Source organism: Microbacterium murale (genome assembly GCF_030815955.1).
GTDB classification, from domain to species: domain Bacteria; phylum Actinomycetota; class Actinomycetes; order Actinomycetales; family Microbacteriaceae; genus Microbacterium; species Microbacterium murale_A.
Map to the genome: position 1 here is coordinate 2,271,336 of NZ_JAUSXK010000001.1, position 17,916 is coordinate 2,289,251.

A 17,916-nucleotide genomic window follows, 5' to 3' on the forward strand; every position below is an offset into this window, starting at 1 on the left:
ATGGGTATTCCTGCCCGTGGGGCAATTCGCGTGTGGCGGTTAGGATGTACCGGTGCGTCCTGGGTCAGTCGGCTCGTCGCACGGTTGTGACGTCCACCCGGGGGGAAACTGACGATGAAGGCGCTGTCATGGTTGCGCGCGAAACCGAAGACGGCCGCATCTGTTGCGGGCGTCACTGCGGCGGTCGTCGCGATCGGCACCCTCGCCTTCGCGTATGAGGGCAATCCCACCACGAAAGTCGACCTGAACGACGGCGGCGTCTGGATCACGAAGTCGTCGGCGCTGATGGTCGGCCACTTCAACAATGAGTCCACTCTTCTCGATGGCGGACTGCGCACGACCGGCGAGGGGTTCGACATCCTGCAGGATGCGTCGACCGTGCTCGTCACCGATCGCAGCAACGCGACCCTCACCGCCGTCGACTCCGCCCGCGTCTCGCTGGGCGACAGCACCACCATCCCCGGATCGGCGAAGGTCGCGCTCGGCGCGCAGACTGCGGCGATCCTCGACACCGAGTCCGGCGACCTCTGGGTCGTGCCGGTCAAGGGCATCTCGGGATTCGAGCTGCAGGGAACCGACCCGCTCGTCGAACTGGGCAAGAACTCCGACGTGACCGTGGGGCAGGACGGCACGGTGTACGCCGTCTCCGGTGAGAACGCCGAAGTGGTCACCATCCCCGTCGACAACGAGGGTGAGGCCCTCGAGCCGCAGTCCGCCGCTCTGGGTGAGTTGGACGCCTCGATCGCTCCTTCCATCACGGCGGTCGGCGCGACCCCGGTCGTGCTGTCACCGTCCGACAGCGCCGTGATGACTCCTGGTGGGTTCCGCACCGAGATCCCCGAGGCCGACTCCGCCGTGCTGCAGTACTCGTCTGCGGCGACGGACGCGGTGACCGTCGCGACGGCGTCCCAGCTGATCGATGTGCCGCTCGACGGCGGCGAGCCCCAGGCGACGAGCACGGGCGGCGACGGCACCCCGGCCGCCCCGGTGTCCCTGCTCGGCTGCAGCTACGGCGCGTGGTCCGGCACCGGCACTTTCGTTCGCGAATGCCCCGGTGACGGCGACGACATCAATGAAGAGGTTCCCGGTGCCGAATCCTCGGCGTCGCTGACCTTCCGTGTGAATCGCGACGTCATCATCCTCAACGACTCCGTCGGCGGTGCAGCGTGGCTCACCGACGAGAGTCTTCAGCAGGTCGACAACTGGGATGACCTGACACCGCCCGAGGGTGAGACCGAGAACGAAGAGGACACCACGCAGGAGACCGTGGAGACCACGCTTCCCGTGCGCACGGACGTGAACACGCCCCCCGTCGCGGAGGACGACGAGTTCGGCGTGCGTCCAGGTCAGACCACGGCTCTGCCCGTGCTCGACAACGACAACGACCCCGACGGCGACGTGCTGGTCGCCGCGATCGCCGAGCAGCAGCCGTCGATCGGAACGGTGCAGCCGATCTACGACGGCGGCTCGCTCCAGATCGCGGTCGGAGAAGATGCCTCGGGCGCAGCGTCCTTCTCATACGAGGTGAACGACGGTCGCGGCGGTACGGACACCGCGAATGCGAATCTCACGGTCAAGGACTGGGACACCAACACCGCCCCCAAGCCGAAGCGCACGACGGCACTGGCCATCGAGACCGGCGGAACGATCTCCTACAACATCCTCCCGGACTGGATCGACCCCGAAGGCGACGACATCTACCTGCGCGGCGTCGTCGCCGCACCGGGTGACGAGGTCGAGTTCACGACGGACGGTCAGATCACCTACCGCGCCACGGCGAGCCTGCAGGGGCGCAAGGAAGTGGAGATCTCGGTCGCCGACGCCCTCGGCGAGGTCGCGACGGGCACGCTCGTGCTCGACGTTCGTCAAGCCGGGTCGACGCTGCCGAAGACGAACGCCGATCACGTGATGACCCGCGTCGGCGAGCAGGTGACGGTCTCACCGCTCGCGAACGACTCGAGCTCGGGCCAAGAGCAACTGCGCCTGACCAGGGTGAACGGCGACGAGACCCCCGGTGCGACGATCCAGCCCGACTATCCGAACAAGACCTTCACCTTCAGCGCCCCGGCGCCCGGTGTCTACTACGTCCTGTACGAGGTCGCGGCGGGTCCGAACGGAGTGCCGGGAATCGTCCGCATCGACGTCGCCGATGCGAGCGAACAGGATCTGCCGCCGGTCGCCGTACGCGACGTGGCGCTGCTGCCCACAGGCGGCGAGGTGCTTCTGGGCGTGCTGAACAATGACACCGACCCGTCGGGCGGCATCCTCGTGGTCCAGTCGGTGACCGTGGAACCGGGCAGCGGCATCTCGGTCTCGGTGCTCAACCACGAGTCGCTGCGCATCGGCGATCAGGGCGCGCTCGACGAGCCGGTGAAGATCAGCTACCGCATCTCGAACGGCTCCAAGACGGCCGAGGGCGAGGTGGTCGTCATCCCGATCCCCGCGCCGGAAAAGATCCTCCCGCCGGTCACAACGCCGGATCAAGCGGTCGTACGCGTCGGCGATGTCGTGACCATCCCCGTGCTCGAGAACGACACGAGTCCGGTCGGCGACGCCTTGAGCCTCGAGCCAGAGCTGGTCGAGCCGTTCGTCGATCCGGAGGACGGCGAGATCTTCGTCTCGCAGGATACGGTGCGCTTCAAGGCCGGTGATGAGGCGAAGACCGTCTACGCCACGTATGAGGTCTCAGACACTCGCGGGAACAAGGTCGGCGGGTACATCACGATCCAGATCGTGCCCGTCCAGGATGAGAACGCGGCTCCCCGCCCGCAGGACATCACGACACGTGTGCTGAGCGGCAATGTCGCGAACATCGCGGTGCCCTTGGATGGCATCGATGAAGACGGTGACTCCGTCGAGCTGATCGGCCTCGCGTCGAACCCGAAGAAGGGTCGCATCACCGAGGTCGCGCAGAACTACTTCGTGTACGAGGCGTACGCCGCCTCCTCGGGCGTCGACACGTTCTCGTATCGCGTGCGCGACCGTCTCGGACAGGAGGGCACGGCGACGATCCGTGTCGGCGTCGCGCCAGCCGAGGAGATGAACCAGGCACCGTATGCGGTGAAGGATGCCGTCGTTGTGCGGCCGGGGCGCGAGATCGCCGTACCGGTGACTCTGAACGACTCTGATCCCGAGGGCGACGAGATCGCACTCGTCAAGGACGGGCTCGTGCTGCCGGAGGATTCGGGCCTCGAGGCCCGCGTCTCAGGCGACCGCGTGCTCGTGCAGGCGCCCGACAACGCGGTCGAGACATCTCTGCAGTACACGATCAGCGACTCGCGCGGTGCGACGGCGCAGGCCGTGCTGCAGATCACCGTGGACGATGACGTGCCGCTGATCGCCCCTATCGCCCGAGATGACCGCGTGCTGCCATCGGACCTCACCGACGGTGAGCTCACCAGCGACGTCGACATCGTCGGCAACGACGAGGACCCGGATGGTACGACTGAGGCGCTGGACGTCGAAGTCGGTGCGGGTGGCACCCTGCTCGAAGACGGAAAGGTGCGCGTCACGGTCGGCGACGAGATGCAGCTGATCCGGTATACGCTCACCGATCGCGACGAACTGTCGACGTCGGCGTTCATCTTCGTGCCGGCCGTGAAGGACCTGCGGCCGTCACTCACCTCGACCAAGCCCGTCGAGGTGGTCAGCGGTGAGACCAAAGAGCTGCCACTGGACGAGTACGTGATGGTCGCCGGCGGCGGAACGGTCAAGATCACCGAGCACGCGAAGGTGAGCGCATCGAACGCCGATGGAGCCGACCTGGTCAAGGACGCCAGCACCCTCGTCTACACCTCGAAGGCCGGCTTCTACGGCGAGGACGGGATCACGTTCGAGGTCACCGACGGCACCGGTCCTGATGACCCGGAAGGGCGCAAGGCCACGCTGACGATCCCGATCACCGTCCTGCCGCCGGAGAACCAGCAGCCGACGTTCACCCGCGCCGAGATCAACGTCGCGCCCGGCGAAGCGGCTTCGGAGCTCGATCTGGCGGCATTGACGACCGACCCCGATCCGGAGGACGCCGGCGAGCACGACTTCTCGCTCGAGGGCGACGCCGGCAACGGCCTCACCGCCCGCGTAGACGGCGACAAGCTCACCGTCGAGGCGGCGTCGAACGCGAAGAAGGGCACCAGTCAGACTTTGACCCTCACGGTCACCGACGGAGAGACCAAGCCGGTCGAAGGCACCGTGATCGTGAACATCACGGCATCCACGCGATCGCCGGCGACGGCCAACACCGACACGATCGACGAGGCCGATCAGGGCGAGACGATCTCCGTGCCGGTCCTGGCCAACGACTTCAATCCGTTCCCCGAGACCCCGCTGAAGCTCGTCTCGGTCGCGCCCGAGTCCGGGAGCGGGAGTGCCGAGGTCGACGGCGATGAGGTGCGGGTCACTCCAGGAAAGGAGTTCGTCGGCACGCTCGTGGTCAGGTACACGATCGAGGATGCCACCGAGGATCCAGATCGTCATGTCGACGGCCGCATCGTGCTGACCGTGCAGGGAGTGCCGGAGGCGCCGGGAAGTCCGCAGGTGACCAGCGTGCAGGACCGCACGGTGGTGGTGTCGTTCTCGGCTCCATCCAACAACGGCGCCGAGATCACCAAGTACACGGTCTCCAGCACCTCGGGAAGCGCGTACAGCAAGGAGTGCGCCTCGACGACGTGCACGCTGGACGGGCTCACGAACAACGTCGAATACACGTTCCAGGTCATCGCGACCAACCGCGTCGGCGACTCGGAGCCGTCGGGCGCCTCGGCCATCGCGCGCCCCGACGCGCGGCCAGACACCCCCGTCGCGCCGACGCTCGTCTTCGGGGACAAGTCGCTCAAGGTCTCGTGGACGACACCGACGACACCGGGGTCGCCGGTCGATTCGTACACGCTGCAGATCTCGCCCGCACCGCCTTCCGGCATCACCGAGAAGGCCGGGGTGACGGGCAACTCGCTGACGTGGGAGGGTCTGGAGAACGGCACGTCTTACCAGGTGCGGGTGCAGGCCCATAATCGTGCCCCCGAGCCCTCGACGTTCAGCGGCTGGTCGTTGTCCGAGGTACCCGCAGGGCCCCCGTTCCAGCCCTCTGCCCCGACGACGGCTGAGCTCGCACCGGTCGGAGACCAGGCGCAGATGCAGGTGTCGTGGGTGGCGCCGAACAACAACGGTGACGCGATCTCGCGCTATCAGGTGCAGGTGCTCGAAGGCGGCTCGACCGTGCGCACGGTGGACGTGCCCGCCGGCCAGACCAGCCAGGCCATCACCGTGCCCACCTCCGAGCGGGGGTACACCTACATCGTCCACGCCGAGAACAAGGCGGGCTGGGGTCCGTGGAGCCCACCGTCGGCCGAGCGCCGTGGTGCGATCCGCCCGGATGCCCCGAACACCCCGACGATCGAGGCGGGCGACCGATCGATCAGGATCACGTCGGCATACGTGCTGTCGGCTGAGCAGCGAAACGGCGCCAGGGACTCGGAGATCAGTTATCAGTTCCGGCTGAACGGCGGCGGCTGGCAGGCTCTCACCAACACCACGATCGGCGGGCTGGACAACGGCGTCGGTTACTCGTTGCAGATCCGGGCGCTGTCGAATACCGGCACGGGGAGCTACACCGGTGTCGAGTCGGCTTCGTCGAACAACGCGACGCCGTACGGCTTGCCGCCGCAGCCGAACGCGGGTGCCCAGAACAACGGCGGCAACATCACGCTCAGTTGGAGCAACAACGGAAACAACGGCGCCGCACTCGACGACACGCAGATCCGCATCCGAGACCACAACGGCAACTGGAGCGGCTGGGAGAGCGTCGCCAGCAGCAACAGTCGCACGGTCGGCGGTCAGTACTCGCAGACCTGGGTGATCGAGGTGCGGGTGCACAACAAGGCCGGCTGGTCGAGCGTCGCTTCCGCTTCCGCGACGACCGACAGGAAGCCCGACCCGAAGGCTTGGGTCACTCGCGGCACACCCGAGAAGGTCGACACATGCCGTCACGACTCCTGCAGTCACTTCCGTATCAACACGAACGAGCATTTTCCGTCCGGCACGTACTCCGTGAGATGCATGACGAGCCAGTTGGGGCAGGTCGGCAGCACGTATCCGAGCGTCTCGCTGGGTCCGAATGTGAGTAAGGATCTGCCCTGTATCTTCGGGTACCCCGGTTCGAGCGTATGGGTCGAGATCAACGGCACCGCGTACGAGAAGAGCTCCTGGTAGAGCCGCGCCAGCGGAATTCAACAGAACACAGAGGAACGAACTGAAATGACCATGACCCCCGAACAGGCCTCCTGGTTCCAGGGCACCTTCACCCGCCTGGTCGACAACATCGACAAGGCGGTGCAGGGCAAGCGTGAGATCGTCAGCCTGGTGCTGGCATCCATGCTGGCCGAGGGCCACGTGCTCCTGGAAGACGCACCGGGCACGGGAAAGACGAGCCTCGCAAAGGCGCTGGCCGCGACGGTGCAGGGCACGAGCTCGCGCATCCAGTTCACGCCCGACCTACTGCCCTCCGACGTCACGGGCGTCACGATCTACGACCAGCAGGCGCACAAGTTCGAGTTCCACAAGGGCCCGATCTTCTCGTCGATCGTGCTCGCGGACGAGATCAACCGTGCCTCACCGAAGACGCAGTCGGCACTGCTCGAGGTCATGGAGGAGTCGAAGGTCACGGTCGACGGCGTCACGCACGAAGCCGGCCGCCCGTTCCTCGTGATCGCGACGCAGAACCCCATCGAGCAGGCGGGAACGTACAAGCTCCCCGAGGCGCAGCTCGACCGCTTCCTCATCAAGACGTCCATCGGATACCCCGACCTCGCGGTGACCGAGAGCATCCTCGCCGGAGCATCCGACCGCAACCCCTCATCGAGCCTGTCCGCGATGATCACCACCGGGGCCGTCGCCGACATGGCCGACCTCGCGGCGACCGCGCATGTCGAACCGGCCGTCCTGCGCTACGTCGCCGAGCTCGCCGAGGCGACTCGCCACGACAGCGGTGTGAGGCTCGGAGTGTCGGTGCGCGGTGCGATCGCGATCATCCGCCTCGCGAAGGTGTGGGCAGCCGTCCACGGGCGCCACTACGTTCTGCCCGATGACATCAAGGCGCTCGTCGCTCCGGCGTGGCAGCACCGCCTGCTGCTCGACGCCGAGGCGGAGTTCGCCGGCACCACCGCGGACGTCGTCCTCAACCGTGTGCTCGAGACGATCGCGGCACCTCAGGCGCGAACGGCGGCTTGATGACCGCAGAGACGCTGAGCGCAGCGCCCACGACCGCTCGTGACGCCGGATGGCGAGACATCCTGGCGGTCATCGGCGCGCGCATCGGCGCTCGTCTGCAGAAGATCGCGAGTGTCGTCCGACCGATGGCCTGGGTGCTCATGGGCATGGCGATCGTGTTCTGGATATTCGGCGCGAGCCTGGGCTGGAGCGAACTGAGCCTCACCGCCGTCATCGTCGCGCTCACCCTGATGCTGTGCGCATTGTTCCTGATCGGACGCACCGAGTACGACGTCACCCTCGACCTCGCCCGCACGCGGGTCGTCGTCGGCGAACGCGCCGTCGGAGCGCTCACGCTGTCCAACCCCGGCAACCGCGCCATCCTGCCGTCCCGCGTCGTGCTGCCCGTCGGCAGCGGGCGCGGCGAGTTCGGCATTCAGCGTCTCGCGCCTGGCGACAAGGCCGAGGAGCTCTTCGCCATCCCCACACAACGCCGTGGCGTCGTCAAAGTGGGGCCGGTCAGCGTCGTGCGCGGCGACCCGTTCGGTCTGTTCGAGCGCGCACATCGGCGCGATGACCCCGTCGATCTCTTCGTCCACCCTCAGACCGTGCTGTTCGACGGCCAGTCCCTCGGATTCCTCCGCGATCTCGAGGGACTTCCCGCCGCCGATCTCTCGCGCGACGACGTCTCCTTCCACGCGCTCAACGAGTACCAGCCCGGCGACGACCTGCGTCACGTGCACTGGCGCTCCACGGCCCGAACCGGGGTCATGATGGTGCGGCAGTACGAGGAGACCCGTCGTTCGCACTTCGTCATCGGGCTCTCCCGCTCGAGCGGCGACTATGCGAGCTCCGAGGACTTCGAACTCGGGATCTCGGTGGCAGGCTCGGTCGGTCTGCGTGCGATCCGCGACTCTCAGCGTGTCGACGTGCGTGTGCAGGGGCGTGAGCTGCGTGCGGGCACCGGCAAGCAGCTGCTCGATTCGCTCGCCGCCGTGGAGGCCAGCAAACCGCGCGAGGGCGGCATCTCCGAGCTCAGCGGAGTGATCGCCGCCACGATGCCGTTGGCGAGCGTCGTGGTGCTCGTATGCGGCACGAAGGTGCCGAACGAAGACCTTCGACTCGCCTGTGCACGGCTCCCGTTCGGTGCGCGTGTGATCGCCATCATCGCCGATGCCACCGCCGAGGCCCCCGCCCTTCGCCGCATCGGAGACGCCGATGTCGTCAGCGTCGGCGCCCTGAAACAGATTCCCCTGGCACTTCAGAAGGTTCTCGCATGAGCGCGTCTGCCGCGTCGGCGTTCCCCGCATCGTCGACCATTCCTGTGCGCCGCTGGATCCTCGACATCGCAGCCGTCATCGTGCTGCTGGGGGTCTCGGCGGCCGGGTTCTGGCCCACCTTCGCAGGCCCGAGCTATCTCCCCGCGGCCATCGGCGGTGGCCTCCTCGGCATCGCGATCGCTGCAGTCGCCGCATGGCGACGGTGGGGGATCCTCATCATCGCCGGGCTCACCGTGCTGGCGTACTTCGTCTTCGGTGGCGCGTTCGCACTGCCGCATACCGCGATCGTCGGCGTCATCCCGTCGCTCGACACGTTGCAGCAGCTCGCGGTCGGGGTCATCACCTCCTGGAAGCAGCTGCTCACGACCGTGGCACCGGTCTCCGGCGCTGACGGCTTCCTCATCGTGCCGTTCCTGCTCATGCTGATCGTGGCGGTGATCACGGCATCCCTCGCCCTTCGCCTCGCTCATCCCGCATGGGCGTTGATCCCGGCTGCGCTGCTGCTCGCGGTCGTCATCGCCCTCGGCACTCCAGAGCCGGCGGTCCCCGTCATCCAGGGCACGGTCTTCGCGCTGGCGAGCATCTCCTGGTTGGCGGTGCGCCAGATCTGGGCCCCGCAGAATGCTGCCGTGTCGGTGGGCGAGATCGACCCGGCCCGTGCGAACCACATGCGGATGAGGAGACTGCTCTCCGGGGCGGTCGTGCTCGCCGTCGCTGCAGGAGTGGGCGTGTCGACGAGCGCGTTCACCGCGCCCACCCAAGTGCGTCACGTGCTGCGCGACACGATCATCCCACCGTTCAACGTGCGCGATTATCCCAGCGCCCTGCAGTCGTTCCGCGGTCACGTGCGCGACGACGGTGAGAGCACGTTGTTCACGGTGCGCGGACTTCCGGAGGGTGCCCGCATCCGCCTCGCCGCCATGGATGAGTTCGACGGTCAGGTCATCAATGTCGTCGACGGCGGGCCTGGATCATCCAGTGCGTTCACTCCGATCCGCTCGAACATGTCCCCCGACGTCGAGGGCCTGCCGGTGACCCTGAAGGTCGACATCGACGCCTACTCGGGTGTCTGGGTGCCGCAGGCGGGTCTCGTCTCCGAGTTCCAGTTCTCGGGGGACGACGCCGATGCGCTGCGCCGAGACACCTTCTACAGCACGGGATCCGGCACCGCGGTCGCCACATCCGGCCTCCGCAAGGGCGACAGCTACACCGTGCAGACGACGCTGCCTGCCGAGTACAGCGACGAACAGCTCGCCGAGGCGGAGTTCGGCACTGTGCGGCTGCCGAAGAACGACAACGTGCCGGAGGAGTTCACCGCCCTCGCCGCCGAGATCGTGTCGGAGGCGGAGACGCCCATCGAGCACGTGCAGGCGCTGGCGACCTTCCTCTCCGAAGACGGGTTCTTCAGCCACGGACTCCAGGGCGAGGTCATCTCACGATCCGGCCACACCTCGGAGCGCATCTCCACCCTCATCGGCGGCGATCAGATGATCGGCGATGACGAGCAGTACGCCGTCACGATGGCACTGCTCGCCGGTGAGCTCGGCATCCCTGCGCGCGTCGTGATGGGCTTCTACCCCGATGAGGAGCAGGACGGCGCGGCCGCCTTCACGGCGACCGGCGACAACATCCACGCCTGGGTCGAGGTCAACTTCGACGGTTTCGGCTGGGTGCCGTTCGACCCGACACCCCCTGAGGACCAGGTCCCCAACGACCAGAACACCAAACCGCGCGCCGATCCCAAGCCACAGGTGCTGCAACCGCCGCCTCCTCCGCAGGAACCGGTCGACCTTCCTCCGACGCTGCCCGACGACCGTGAGGCCGAGGACGAGTCGCTCAACATCGGCGGCATCATCCTCGCGATCCTCGCCATCGGCGGACTGTCCCTGGCCATCATCGCCCTGCTCGCCTCGCCGTTCATCGTCATCGGTGCGTGGAAGGCCTCCAGGCGCCGGTCGCGTCGAACAGCCGAACGGACGGCGGACCGGATCGCCGGCGGATGGGACGAGCTCACGGACCGTGCGATCGACTACGGAGCGCGACTCGCACCGGGTGCGACTCGTGGTGAAGAGGCAGTGCTCGTCGCCGATTCACTCGCCGTGCCGACCGTGACGGCACTCGCCGATCGGGCCGACGCCGAGGTCTTCGGCCCTCGCGACCCGAGCGCAGAAGACGTCGACGCCTTCTGGAAGGAGGTCGACGAGATCGTCGTCGGACTCGGCAGCGAAGCGGGGTTCTGGAAGAGGACCAGGGCGCGACTGAGCCTGCGTTCGCTGCTCGTCGGCTCCGCCCTTTCGACAGGATTCCAGGGACTCAAGACCGCGGCAGCCGCGCGCGTCCGGCGAGAACCTGGCACCATCAAGAACAGCACTTCCGATGCACCCGAGAGTGAGACCCCATGACACAACTGGCGTTCGGCACGGTCGCCCCGACGTCGCGGCGTGCCGTGGCATATCTCATAGACGCCGCGATCGCAGCCGGAATCGGCCTCGTTCTCGGAATCCTGCTCATCGTCTTCGCGACCATCGCCGGCCCGGAAGGGATGCTGGGTGTGCTCGCCATCGGAGGTCCGGTGGTCTGGCTCATGCTGGTCGGCTGGCTCGTCTTCTACACCTTCATGCAGACCCGTAACGGTTCCATCGGCATGCGTGCACAGGGGTTGCGTCTCGTCAGCGAGACCGATGGTGCTCCGCTGGGTTTCGGGCGGGCACTGCTGCGCAATGTCATCTTCTGGCTCGCAGCATCCATCGTCGTCGGCTACTTCACACCGCTGTTCGACGGCTCAGGGCGTTTTCAAGGCTGGCATGACAAGGTCGCGCGCTCACTGATGCTGGATGCCCGCACCGGCTCTGCATCTGTCGCCGCCCCCGTCACCCAGGCGATGCACATCCCGCCGCGCCCGGTGATTCCGAACGCGGTACCGCCGCTGCCGGGCAGAGGAGCATCCGAGCCCGCCTACTTCTCGCAGACGGCCGCTGCATCGGCCGCCGGCGTGCCACCCGTGCCCGGTCTCACGCCGGCCCCCAGCTACTCATCGCCGGAGTCGATCGCCTATGACGCCCTCGTCGGGCCGAATGCGACCCAGGGCGAACCCGCCCCCGCACTCGATGAGACGATTCCCGCGCCGCGTCTGCCTCAGCCCGCACCGTATGTGCCCCAGACCGCTCCGCACCCCCCGCAGCAGCCTGCCGGCCAGCAGCCTGCCGGCCAGCCGCCGATCGCACAGCCACCGGTGGCGGCGACCGGGGAGGACTCGTTGATCGCCTTCGTGCCCGGCATCACGCAGGACGGTCCGCCCGAGCGAAGCCCCGAAGCCCCTGCTGCACCCCCGATCCCGGTTGCTGCACCGGCGCACGCGCCTGCCGCGCCTCCTGCGCAGCCCGCGTCTCCTGTTCGGACCCCGTCCGACGAGATCGGCGACATCGAGGACACCCGGATCAGCATCCCCGGCCACCGTCTCGTCTTCACCTGGGACGACGGAACCAGAGTGACGGTCTCGCAGCGCACCCTGTTCGGCCGCAACCCTGCGCCCGAGGAGGGCGCCGTGGCGGTGATCGTGCGCGACGAGACGCTCTCGCTGTCGAAGACGCACTTCGAGGCGGCCGCCGAGGCATCGGGCGGCTGGGTGAAGGATCGGCATTCAACGAACGGCACGGTCATCGTCCGCGACGGTGAGCGCATCCCGTGCTCGCCCGGTGAGGCGGTGCGCATCCGCCTCGGCGATGCGATCGAGATCGGTGACCGCATCGTGACGATCGGGGGGTACGCATGACGGCTCCACTGATCGTGTCGGCCGGGTCGTCGACGCACACCGGCATGCGCCGCTCCCTGAACGAGGATGCGATGCTCGCGAGCGCGCCGATCTTCATCGTCGCCGACGGAATGGGGGGACACGAGGCGGGCGAGCGCGCAAGCGCTGCGGTGGTCGAGGAGTTCGCGCGATTCGCCGGGCGAGAGAGCCTGGAGCTCGACGATGTGCTCGATGCTCTCAGCCGCTCGCGCCTGGCCGTCGATGCGCTGTCCGTCATGGCCACCGGGCGTGCGGGAACGACGCTCAGCGGTGTCGTTCTCGCGGATGTCGATGGCACCGGCTATTGGCTCAGCTTCAACATCGGCGACTCGCGCACGTATCGGCTGTCGCGTGGTGAGCTCGAGCAGATCAGCGTCGATCACTCCGTCGTTCAGGAGCTCATAGAGACCGGGGAACTCAGCCTCGCCGATGCGGCCTCCGATCACCGACGCAACATCATCACCCGCGCCATCGGTGCCGGCAGCACCGGCGATGCCGATTTCTGGATGTTCCCGGCAGAGCTGGGCGACCGCATCCTGATCTGCTCGGACGGGCTCTCCTCCGAGGTACCGGATGCACAGATCCAGGAGATACTGACGGTCGAGTCCGACCCCCAGACGGCTGCTGCGACGCTGGTCGGCGAAGCCGTCACCGCCGGAGGCAGGGACAACATCACGGTCGTGGTCGTCGACGCGGTGTTCGTCGCGTCGCGCCCTGGCATGCAGGTACAGGCAGACGACGACTTCGATGAGAACACCCGGCCTCGAGAGGCCGCCGCAGGAGGGATCCGCTGATGCAGACGACCTACCGACCCGGGGACTGGTACGTGCTCGTGGCACCCGGAGCGCTCATCGCACTCTCGCCGGATGCGCCTGAGGACCTCGTCGCGACACTGTGGGAGCGGCAGCAGGCAGGTGGCGACCTCGCGGCTGTGATCGACGCGCTCACCGAACAGGCTTCAGGATCATTCGCGGCGATGCTGCCCTTCGCGGCCGTCGTGCTGGAAGGGGCGAATGCGAGGATCGCCGTGCGCGGCGACGTGGAAGTCCAGATCACGGGTCCTCACGGCAGCGAGAGTTTCACCGGCACGAACGTCACCACGTGGAGCGAGCGGTTCGCACCGAATGCGAATCGGATCGCCGTGAGCGCGGCCGCTGACGACTCCGCGCCCCTGCCGATCACGGGCGGCATCGTGCGTGCCGCGAACGTCAGCGCCGAGATCGAGCCGGCCGATGTGGCAGAGCCGGATGCTGCACTGAAGACGGACTCCGTCGTCGAAGGCGCGGCCGGGCCGTTCACGTCTGCGCCTCTCGTGACGCCTCCTGCGGTGCCCGTCGTCGCGCCGGCCCCGGAGCCTGAGGCAGAGCCCCCGGCTCCGCAGCCTGCAGCCGAAGAGTCGCCGGCCTCGGAACCTTCCGAGGTCGAGGAGCCGACCGCGGAAGAGGCTGTCGGGGCATCTGCGACCGAGCCTCCGACAGAGCAGATCCCAGAGGTCCCCGCTCCCGTCGATGGTGCGGTCGACGACTCGGTCGACGGGGCGACACTGCTGCCGGCCGAGATGTCGGATTCGACAGACATCGACGAGTTCGAGCAGCTGTTCGGAGCGACGATCGCTTCACCCAGCGCGATCGCGCAGCCTGCCCCCGCTCCACCGGCGCCCCCTGCTCCTTTCGGTATCGTGACGCCGGCCGACGGGGGCGACGGCGACCACGACGGGGCGACGATCTCGGTGGCCGAGGCGCGTGCGCTCCGCAAGCAGGCACCGACCGCTGCCCCGGACGCCCCGACCGCTGTCCTTCCCGTGGTCGCCGGCGGGACCGGCAGGGTGCGGGTGTCGACGGGTCAGGTCGTGACTCTCGACCGCACGGTGATCATCGGCCGCCGCCCGCGTTCCACGCGCGCCAGCGGCGCTGATCTGCCGCATCTGATCGCTGTGGAGAGCCCGCAGCAGGACATCTCACGCAGTCACCTCGAGATCCGGCCGGAAGGCGACACGGTCGTCGTCGTCGACCTGCACACCACGAACGGGTCGACGCTGCTGCGGCCTGGCGCCGATCCGATGCGCCTGCACCCCGGAGAGCAGACCCTCGTACTCTCGGCGGACGTCGTCGACCTCGGTGACGGAGTGACCGTCACGTTCGAGGATCTTCCGTGAGCAGACCCCCTTCGCCGCCTCCGGAGCTCCCCGGGTTCACCTACGTCGGGCCATTGGGCACCGGCGGCTTCGCCGATGTCTTCATCTACGAGCAGCAGATGCCCAAGCGCAAGGTGGCGGTGAAGGTGCTGCTCGCGGAGAGGATCTCCAGCAGCGCGGCCCAGGAGTTCACAGACGAGGCCAACGTCATGGCCATGCTGTCGACGCATCCGGCCATCGTCACGATCTATCACGCCGGTGTCGCAGCCGACGGTCGTCCGTATCTGGTGATGGAGTACTGCCCGAGGCCCAACCTCCAGGTCCGCGCCCGCAAAGAGCCGTTCTCGGTCGCAGAGGCATTGCGCGTCGGCATCCAGGTCGCAGGCGCGGTCGAGACCGCGCATCGCGCCGGCGTGCTGCACCGCGACATCAAGCCGGCGAACATCCTGGTCACCGAGTACAACAGGCCGGCGCTCACCGACTTCGGCATCGCGTCGACGACGGGTGCGGTGACGGAGGCGACCGGGATGTCCATCCCTTGGTCGCCGCCGGAGTTCTTCGCCGATCCGCCGCAGAGCGGACCGCGCTCCGATGTCTTCGCACTCGGCGCAACGCTCTACACCCTGCTCGCCGGTCGCTCGCCGTTCGAACGCCCTGGCGAACGCAACTCCGGAGCCGACCTGATCGAGCGCATCGAGCGTGCACCGCTGCAGCCGCTGGCGCGACCGGATTCGCCTGCGAGCCTGCAACGGGCGCTCGAACGGGCGATGTCGAAGAACCCGGATGCGCGCTACCCCAGCGCGGTGGCGTTCGCGCGGGCGCTGCAGAAGGTGCAGATCGAGTTGACCCACTCGGTCACGCCGATCGACATCATCGACGACCATCCGATCGCGGAGGATCTCGAGGACGAGGCCGACGGTCTCACCCGGGTGCGCGACATCGTCAGCATAGAACCGGATGCCGGCGCCACGCGCCCGTCCGCGACGACCAGGCCGTTCAGCAACCCGGAGCCGGCGCCCGAGTCGACGTCCGGCCCGCGTTTCTCCCCGAGTCGACCGATCGAGCCCTCCGCCGTGGAGGACACAGTCCTCCGGGTGGCGCCGGCCGCAGCTGCCCCCGCACCTGTCGACGACGATCGAACCCTGCTGCGAGCGCCGCGAACTCTCTCTCCCGACGCGGCGGCCGCGTCGCCGGTGCTGCATGCGCGAGCCGAGCCCACCGCCGAGAGCACGGAGGCACCGGGGGACAAGCGCCGATCCAGAGTGGGACTGTGGGTGACGGTGGCAGCGATCGCCGCGGTGCTTATCGGGGGCACGGTCGTCGGAATCAACGTCGTCTCCGGCGGCGAAGCCGACCCTGATCCGATCGTGACTCAGGACGTGGTCGATCCGAAGGATCCGGTCTCCGACGCCGTGCCGCGGGTGGAAGAACTCACCGGCACGCGCGCCGGTACGGCGATCACGTTCAGCTGGAGCAACCCCGCGCCCGAGGATGGCGACCTGTACCTGTGGAACACCGTCGATCTCGCCGGACCCGGAGCCACCGAGACCACCGAGACGACGACCATGACGTTCCAGGGGTCGGCGACGGGGCAGGTGTGCGTGGACGTGATGCTGCGTCGCGGCGACGGAAGGGCATCCGAACCCGTGCGGGGGTGCGTCGAATGAGCACCGACCAGGTCACGGTCGAGTTCGCGGGCGAGTACTTCCCGGTCGAAGGAGAGGGACGCTTCACCGTCGGTCGCGAAGGCGATCTCGCAATCGACGAGAACCTCTTCCTGCACCGCCACTTCCTCGAGATCAGCCATGATTCCGGATTGTGGTGGCTGTCGAACATCGGCAGCAGGCTCACAGCGACGGTCACCGATTCCGCCGGCGGAGTGCAGGCCTGGCTCGCCCCCGGCGCGCGCCTGCCGTTGGTGTTCCAACGCACGACGGTCGTGTTCACCGCCGGACCGACCACGTATGAGCTCGTCGTGCACGCGGCCGAGCCGACATTCCGCCCCACCCGCCCCGAGAGCGCCGACGGCGACTCCACGATCGGCGACGTCCCGCTTACGGTGAGCCAACGCCAGCTGATCCTCGCGCTGGCCGAGCCTCAACTGCTGCGAGACGGCACAGGCATGAGCGAGATCCCCACTTCCGTGAGCGCGGCGAAGCGATTGGGCTGGACGATCACCCGGTTCAACCGGAAGCTCGACAACGTCTGCGACAAGCTCGACCGCATCGGCGTGCCCGGTATGCGTGGCGGACAGCGCAGCTTCGCGACCAATCGACGGGGGCGGCTCGTGGAATACGCCATCGCGTCGCGACTGGTGACCAGAACCGATCTCGCGCTGCTGGACCTGCGCACGGAAGAGGAACGCACGGATGGATCGAGCGCCGATGACTGACGATCAGAACGAAGGGCCGCAGCTCGTCCCGCGCCCCGTCGACGCCGCGGTCGCGGCGGAGTGGCGGACGTTCTTCAGCGGCGGCGGTGTCTTCTCGCTGCCGGCGGCGACCGAGGTCAACCGGCGAAAGCGCGCCAGGAACACGGTCTTCCTGACAGTGCTGCTCCTGCTGGCTGTCGCGGCCGTCGCCGTGGCCGGTGTGCTTCTCGCCACGGGATCGGGACGCGCCCTGACGTATGCCCTCCTCGCCGTGCTGCTCATCGTGACCGTCGTGGCCACCGCGAGGATCGCCGGCATCCGTCGCGCGCTGAACGCGGTGCGCGACTCTCCACAGGAGTACATCGCGGTGTCCCGCGACGGCATGCGCTTCGCCGGGATCGAGTTCCCGTGGACGGCGATCGTCGGCGGGCTCATCATCGACGAGCGGGGTGCCCAGTACTCCGGGCTCAAGCGGCTCACCGCCAAGATCATGCTCTCGGCCGGTCACCCGCAGGTCGAGATGCTTCTCGGCGTCCGCGAGGGCACGGTGCGCGATCACCGTGCGCACGCGCCCGGTGCGGTTGGTCGCGTCTTCTTCGTCTCGATGGGTTCGGGTGGACCGCGGATCCCGCTGCAGCACGCGATCGACGACGACAGCATCAACGCACTCGCCACGGCAGCCAGGGTGAGCGCGGCGGATGCCGATGTGCCGATCATCGTCTCGCGCGATCCGGCCGTCATCCACCCGACGATCATGGCGATCTGGCGGGGGAAGCGCCCCACGGCAGGAAAGGAATCGAATGAGTGACCTTCGGGCAGAGCGCTGCGACCGTATGGTGCAGCCGATCGTCGATCTGACGGCATCGGTGCTGGCATCGCAGATCGGCAACCTCGACGACTTCGACGATGTGATCAGAGCCGCAGAGTCGGTGCTCGCGGTCGCGGAGCTCGGCTCCTACGGCATCGACGACGATGCGTACATCGACTGGGCAGGTGCTGCTCCTGCCACCTTCAAGCGCATCATCGAGGCGGCTGAGCGCAAGGACAAGAAGGCCGTATGGCTCGCGTTCGCCGACCCGCAGACCGGCGTGTACCGGGTCTCCGCCGCGTGCCAGGGTCTGCCGCGCTGGTGATGCGG

At 67.8% G+C, this 17,916-nt stretch carries 11 protein-coding genes; all 11 read left to right on the top strand.

Translation table 11 applies throughout. The features are described from left to right. Positions 1-114 precede the first annotated feature (114 nt). Genes QFZ46_RS11110 through QFZ46_RS11160 form a run of 11 tightly spaced genes read left to right on the top strand, consistent with a single transcriptional unit; the run spans position 115 to position 17,911 of the window. Positions 115-6,207: an Ig-like domain-containing protein gene (locus QFZ46_RS11110; protein ID WP_307361354.1), complete on the top strand. Its 6,093-nt coding sequence runs from the start codon at positions 115-117 to the stop codon at positions 6,205-6,207. Positions 6,208-6,252: 45 nt separating this feature from the next. Next, positions 6,253-7,224, top strand: a complete 972-nt coding sequence (locus QFZ46_RS11115) for an AAA family ATPase (RefSeq protein WP_307361356.1) — start codon at positions 6,253-6,255, stop codon at positions 7,222-7,224. Then, positions 7,224-8,483, top strand: coding sequence for a DUF58 domain-containing protein (locus QFZ46_RS11120; protein WP_307361359.1), 1,260 nt, complete (start codon positions 7,224-7,226; stop codon positions 8,481-8,483). Before QFZ46_RS11115 ends, QFZ46_RS11120 begins: the two co-directional genes overlap by 1 nt. Beyond that, positions 8,480-10,885, top strand: a complete 2,406-nt coding sequence (locus QFZ46_RS11125) for a transglutaminase-like domain-containing protein (RefSeq protein WP_307361362.1) — start codon at positions 8,480-8,482, stop codon at positions 10,883-10,885. Before QFZ46_RS11120 ends, QFZ46_RS11125 begins: the two co-directional genes overlap by 4 nt. Then, on the top strand, positions 10,882-12,255 hold the full coding sequence (locus QFZ46_RS11130; protein WP_307361365.1) for an RDD family protein: 1,374 nt from the start codon (positions 10,882-10,884) through the stop codon (positions 12,253-12,255). Before QFZ46_RS11125 ends, QFZ46_RS11130 begins: the two co-directional genes overlap by 4 nt. Next, positions 12,252-13,067 (top strand): PP2C family protein-serine/threonine phosphatase, encoded by an 816-nt coding sequence (locus QFZ46_RS11135; RefSeq protein ID WP_307361368.1) that lies wholly within the window; start codon positions 12,252-12,254, stop codon positions 13,065-13,067. The genes QFZ46_RS11130 and QFZ46_RS11135 overlap by 4 nt, the downstream gene beginning before the upstream one ends. Then, positions 13,067-14,428, top strand: coding sequence for an FHA domain-containing protein (locus QFZ46_RS11140; protein ID WP_307361371.1), 1,362 nt, complete (start codon positions 13,067-13,069; stop codon positions 14,426-14,428). The genes QFZ46_RS11135 and QFZ46_RS11140 overlap by 1 nt, the downstream gene beginning before the upstream one ends. Further along, positions 14,425-16,074 carry a serine/threonine-protein kinase gene (locus tag QFZ46_RS11145; protein ID WP_307361373.1) on the top strand — a complete coding sequence of 550 codons (1,650 nt, stop codon included), beginning with the start codon at positions 14,425-14,427 and terminating at the stop codon, positions 16,072-16,074. Before QFZ46_RS11140 ends, QFZ46_RS11145 begins: the two co-directional genes overlap by 4 nt. Next, the gene (locus tag QFZ46_RS11150) at positions 16,071-16,799 is read left to right on the top strand and encodes a hypothetical protein (RefSeq protein ID WP_307361376.1); all 729 of its coding nucleotides are present in this window, start codon (positions 16,071-16,073) and stop codon (positions 16,797-16,799) included. The genes QFZ46_RS11145 and QFZ46_RS11150 overlap by 4 nt, the downstream gene beginning before the upstream one ends. Then, complete coding sequence (locus tag QFZ46_RS11155) at positions 16,792-17,586, top strand: hypothetical protein (RefSeq protein WP_307361378.1); 795 nt, start codon at positions 16,792-16,794, stop codon at positions 17,584-17,586. The genes QFZ46_RS11150 and QFZ46_RS11155 overlap by 8 nt, the downstream gene beginning before the upstream one ends. Beyond that, the gene (locus tag QFZ46_RS11160; protein ID WP_307361380.1) at positions 17,579-17,911 is read left to right on the top strand and encodes a hypothetical protein; all 333 of its coding nucleotides are present in this window, start codon (positions 17,579-17,581) and stop codon (positions 17,909-17,911) included. Before QFZ46_RS11155 ends, QFZ46_RS11160 begins: the two co-directional genes overlap by 8 nt. Positions 17,912-17,916 lie beyond the last annotated feature (5 nt).

Coding starts and splice junctions, on each gene's coding strand:
- QFZ46_RS11135 (WP_307361368.1), top strand. CDS start 12,252: ATGACGGCTCCACTGATCGTGTCGGCCGGGTCGTCGACGCACACCGGC.
- QFZ46_RS11160 (WP_307361380.1), top strand. CDS start 17,579: ATGAGTGACCTTCGGGCAGAGCGCTGCGACCGTATGGTGCAGCCGATC.
- QFZ46_RS11150 (WP_307361376.1), top strand. CDS start 16,071: ATGAGCACCGACCAGGTCACGGTCGAGTTCGCGGGCGAGTACTTCCCG.
- QFZ46_RS11140 (WP_307361371.1), top strand. CDS start 13,067: ATGCAGACGACCTACCGACCCGGGGACTGGTACGTGCTCGTGGCACCC.
- QFZ46_RS11115 (WP_307361356.1), top strand. CDS start 6,253: ATGACCATGACCCCCGAACAGGCCTCCTGGTTCCAGGGCACCTTCACC.
- QFZ46_RS11120 (WP_307361359.1), top strand. CDS start 7,224: ATGACCGCAGAGACGCTGAGCGCAGCGCCCACGACCGCTCGTGACGCC.
- QFZ46_RS11155 (WP_307361378.1), top strand. CDS start 16,792: ATGACTGACGATCAGAACGAAGGGCCGCAGCTCGTCCCGCGCCCCGTC.
- QFZ46_RS11130 (WP_307361365.1), top strand. CDS start 10,882: ATGACACAACTGGCGTTCGGCACGGTCGCCCCGACGTCGCGGCGTGCC.
- QFZ46_RS11110 (WP_307361354.1), top strand. CDS start 115: ATGAAGGCGCTGTCATGGTTGCGCGCGAAACCGAAGACGGCCGCATCT.
- QFZ46_RS11125 (WP_307361362.1), top strand. CDS start 8,480: ATGAGCGCGTCTGCCGCGTCGGCGTTCCCCGCATCGTCGACCATTCCT.